Annotated in this window: 6 protein-coding genes; 2 read left to right on the forward strand and 4 right to left on the reverse strand. The window is 70.8% G+C overall.

Annotated features, from left to right (window positions below):
* Window positions 1–603 (forward strand): ABC transporter permease (locus HII36_RS53615; RefSeq protein ID WP_173531103.1); only part of this gene is annotated, 603 nt, incomplete at its 5' end.
* A 70-nt stretch (window positions 604–673) separates the two neighbouring features.
* Window positions 674–1,489 carry an ABC transporter permease gene (locus HII36_RS53620; RefSeq protein ID WP_173531104.1) on the forward strand — a complete coding sequence of 272 codons (816 nt, stop codon included), beginning with the start codon at window positions 674–676 and terminating at the stop codon, window positions 1,487–1,489.
* A gap of 55 nt (window positions 1,490–1,544) precedes the next feature.
* Here the strand turns inward: HII36_RS53620 and HII36_RS53625 are convergent, their stop codons facing one another.
* The 4 genes from HII36_RS53625 to HII36_RS53640 form a co-directional block, all read right to left on the reverse strand.
* Window positions 1,545–1,946 carry a hypothetical protein gene (locus HII36_RS53625; protein WP_173531105.1) on the reverse strand — a complete coding sequence of 134 codons (402 nt, stop codon included), beginning with the start codon at window positions 1,944–1,946 and terminating at the stop codon, window positions 1,545–1,547.
* A 322-nt stretch (window positions 1,947–2,268) separates the two neighbouring features.
* Complete coding sequence (locus tag HII36_RS53630; protein WP_173531106.1) at window positions 2,269–3,174, reverse strand: NADP-dependent oxidoreductase; 906 nt, start codon at window positions 3,172–3,174, stop codon at window positions 2,269–2,271.
* Between the two features lie 73 nt (window positions 3,175–3,247).
* Window positions 3,248–3,568 carry a DUF952 domain-containing protein gene (locus tag HII36_RS53635; protein WP_173531107.1) on the reverse strand — a complete coding sequence of 107 codons (321 nt, stop codon included), beginning with the start codon at window positions 3,566–3,568 and terminating at the stop codon, window positions 3,248–3,250.
* Window positions 3,565–4,102: GNAT family N-acetyltransferase (locus HII36_RS53640; RefSeq protein ID WP_236005169.1), on the reverse strand; the 538-nt coding region annotated here is incomplete at its 5' end. The genes HII36_RS53635 and HII36_RS53640, both read right to left, overlap by 4 nt.

Below are 4,102 nucleotides of genomic sequence, written 5' to 3' on the forward strand. Positions count from 1 at the left end.
CCGTATGTGGCGTGGATCGCGCCGGGGGTGCTGGCGACGACGGCGTTCCAGATGGCGGTGGGTGAGTCGACCTATCCGGTGCTGGGTGAGTTCAAGTGGTCGCGGCAGGCGCATGCGATGTTCGCGACGCGGGTGTCGGTGCGTGACATGCTGGCCGGTTGGCTGGCGTTCATCGTGTTCCGTGCCGGGGTGTCGGTGGTGGTGTTCCTGGCGGTGGTGGCGGCGTTCGGCGTGGTGTCCTCGCCGTGGGCGTTGCTGGCTCCGCTGGTGGCGGCGTTGCTGGCGGTGTCGGTGGCGGCTCCGGTGACGGCGTTCGCGGCGTCGATCGATCATGACAGTTACTTCGCGTTGCTGTTCCGGTTCGTGATGATCCCGTCGTCGTTGTTCGCGGGGGTGTTCTTCCCGGTGGAGCAGTTGCCGGCGGTGGTGCGGCCGGTGGCGTACGCGTCGCCGTTGTGGCATGGGGTGGAGTTGTGCCGGGCGGCGATGCTGGGCGGGTCTCCCCCGTGGCCGGTGTGGGGGCATGTGGCGTATCTGGTGGGGTTCGCCGCGGTGGGGTTGTGGTGGGCGCGCCGGGCGTTTCACCGTCGCCTGACGGATTAGGCGGGCAACGGATCAGGCGGGCCGGGGCGGTTCAGGGGCCATGGGACGAGCGAGGGTGAGTGAGTAGGCGATGGTGACGTTGGTCGCGGCCCGGCGGTTGTCGGGTGATGTGTCGGTGAGCCGGGTGGGCGCGGTGGTGGGCCGTAACGTGGGGGCGTTGCGGTCGGGGGCGTCGTACTGGCTGGTGCTGGTGTCGGGGTTCTTCGAGCCGCTGCTGTATCTGCTGTCGATCGGGGTGGGGGTGGGTGCGCTGGTGGGCGCGCTGCCGCTGGGCGATGGGCGGCAGGTGTCGTACGCGGTGTTCGTGGCGCCGGCGACGCTGGCGGCGTCGGCGATGAACGGGGCGCTGGCGGAGACGACGTTCAACTTCTTCTTCAAGATGCGTTACGCGAAGACGTTCGAGGCGATCTTTGCGACGCCGGTGCGGCCGATCGAGGTGGCGCTGGGTGAGTTGTGCTGGGCGATGGCGCGTAGTTCGATATATACGGCGTTGTTCCTGGTGGTGATGGTGGCGTTGGGGCTGGCAGAGCCGGTGTGGGCGCTGGCGGCGTTCCCGGCGACGATGCTGGTGGGGTTGGCGTTCGGCGCGGTGGGGATGGCGGCGTCGACGTTGTTGCGGGGGTGGCAGGATTTCGATCTGCTGAACGCGGCGCAGTTCTCGTTGTTCCTGTTCTCGGGGACCTTCTCCCCCGTCGGTGATTATCCGCCGGTGCTGGCGGCGGTGGTGCAGGTGACGCCGCTGTATCACGCGGTGGAGCTGGTGCGGGGGCTGACTTTGGGGGTGCCGGGGTGGCCGCTGGTGGGGCATGCGGCGTATCTGGTGGCGATGGTGGTGGCGGGGTTGTGGTTCGCGGCGCGGCGGATGCAGCGGGTGTTGTGCGCGTAGCGGGCCGGCGGGGCCGGCAGGCTTGGCGGGCCGGCGGGTAGCTGTCGCGGGGGTGTCACCAGCAGCGCAGGTCGGTCCAGAAGTCGTCGTACATGCCGTCCAGGTCGATGATCACTGAGTGCGGGATTGAGGGGTCGTCCGCTCGGGTTCCGGACGCGTCGAACGGCGTCCAGGCCGCGATCTCGTAGTCGCCGAGGTCGCCGTCGGGGTCTTCGATGTTCGCCTGGCGGTAGTGGGTCAGCACGTCGTGGACGGGCCGCTCGGTGAAGAGTTCGAAGCGGATGGTGTACCAGCAGTCGCCGGAGTCGCCGCTCACCTCGACCTGCGGGTCGAAGTACCCGAAGTCGGTTTCCGGGGGCAGCGGGTGGTCCTGGATGCGGTCGATCATGCGGTCCAGCCGGTGGTCGTCGACCCACATCGGGGTGATGACGGCGGCGGTGAGGAGCAGGAACGGCACTGTCAGCCAGGCCAGGCAGCCGATCCCCCGGGCGATGAACCGGCGCCCGGGCTTCGGCGCAGGCCCAGGCCCAGGCCCAGGCGCGGACGCAAGCGCAGGCGCAGGCGCGGGTAAGGGCGAGGGCGAGCCTGGCGAGGGCGAATCTGCGGGCGCGGGTGCGGATCCTGGTGCCGGTGCCGGTGCCGGGGTCGGTGGGTCGGGCGGGATCGACATGGGTCACATGATCGCGTACGCGTTCCCCGCCCCGCGACCGCCGCCGTTCGGCCACGTCCCTCCGAGGCGGCCCCGGACGGGGCCGCCTTCAGGGAGGCGGGGCGGGAGGTCAGATCTCGAGCACGATCTTGCCGGGGGTCCCCTCACGTTTGGCCTCGAAGGCCCGCTGGGCGTCGGCCAGGGGGTGGACGGCGCCGATGTGCGGGCGCAGGTGGCCGGCCGTGGCGAGCTGGGCGAGTTCGGTGAGCTGGGCGCGGTCGGGTTCGACGATGAAGAAGAGCGCGCGTCCGGCTTCGGGGGTGACGGGGGGCGGCGCGGTGATGGAGACGAGGGTGCCGCCGGGTTTGATCTGGGCGGCGGAGCGGGCGAGCAGGTCGCCGCCGATGGTGTCGAAGACGAGGTCGGCGGGTTCGGCGTCGTGCAGGGGCCGGCGTTCCAGGTCGAGGAAGGTGTGGGCGCCGTGCCGGGTGGCCAGGTCGGCGGCGGCGGCGCGGCCGGTGGCGGTGACGCGGGCGCCGGCGTGGCGGGCCAGTTGCACGGCGAGGCTTCCGGTGGCGCCGGCGGCGCCGTGGATGATGACGTGCTGGCCGGGCTGCAGGCGGCCGTGGGTGAACAGTCCTTGCCAGGCGGTGAGGCCGGAGATGGGCAGGGCGGCGGCCTGGGTGTCGGTGAGGGTGTCGGGGATGGGGGCGAGGTTGCGGGCTTCGACGGCGACGTAGTGGGCGGCGGCGCCGTCGCGGTGCCAGTCGGTCAGGCCGAAGACGCGGTCGCCGACGGCCAGGCCGGTGGTGCCGTAGCGGATGTCGCTGACGACGCCGGCGACCTCGTGGGCGGGGATGGCGGGGGCGCGGTCGTGTCCTGCGCGGTCGGTCCAGGTGCCGGGCCAGTCGAGTTCGTCGGGGACGATGCCGGCGGCGTGGACGCGGACGATGACGTCGCCGGTGGCGGCGTGCGGCTCGGGGGCGTCTTCGAAGATGAGCCGGTCGCCGGGCCGGTGGATGCGGATGGCCTTCATGTGGGGTTCTTCTCCTGCTTCGGTGTGGGGTATCCGTGAGCAGGACGGGACAGGTGGCCTGGATGTGACAGGTTCACGGGTAGGGATCGGCGGCGGTGACGGCGGTGATGGGCAGGGGGCCGTACAGGTGGGGGTAGTCGTCCTCGATGCGCAGGTCGAGGCCGGTGGGGTCGATGTGCAGGACGAGGAGGGGTTCGGTGACGTGGCGGTAGAAGGTGTGGTGGACGGTGGCGAGCTGGGCGGTGTCGCGGCTGCAGTGGATGAAGCCGACTTGGTCGAGGGTGCGGCCGAGGGTGGAGATGCGGTACTCCCCCGTTCGGCGGGCGTGGTGCCAGTCGGTGCGCAGGGCCAGGTGCAGGACGGTCGCGGGGTTCACAGGGTCCGTGCGGGTCATGGGGTCCATTCGGTGGCGCGGATGGCGTAGACGAGTTCGCTGACCCATTCGCCTTTGACGATCTCGTTGTCGATGAGGTGGGCTTCGCGGCGCATGCCGAGTTTTTCCAGGACGCGGGCGGAGGCGGTGTTGCGGGCGTCGAGGCGGCCGATGATGCGGTGCAGGCCGAGGTCGGTGAAGCCGAGGTGGAGCAGGGCGCGGGCGGCTTCGGGTGCGTAGCCGTGGCCGTGGTGTGCGGGGTTGAGTATGTAGCCGATCTCGCCTTGGCGGTGGGTTCTGCTGGTCCATTTGAGCAGGACGTGGCCGATGAGGCGGTCGTCGGTGCGCAGGGTGACGGCGAGTTCGAGTGCGTCGCCTTCGGTGTGCAGGGCGGTGCGGGTGAGTTTCTTGTCGAGGACGGCGCAGGTGGCGTCGAGGTCGGGGCGGGGTTGCCAGTACAGGTAGCGGGTGACGTCGGGCTGGGATTCGTAGGCGTGCAGGTCGTGCAGGTCGTCGGGGGTGAAGGGGCGCAGGTGGAGGCGGTCGGTGGTGAGG

The sequence above is a fragment of the Nonomuraea antri genome, assembly GCF_013283785.1.
Taxonomy (GTDB): Bacteria; Actinomycetota; Actinomycetes; order Streptosporangiales; family Streptosporangiaceae; genus Nonomuraea; species Nonomuraea antri.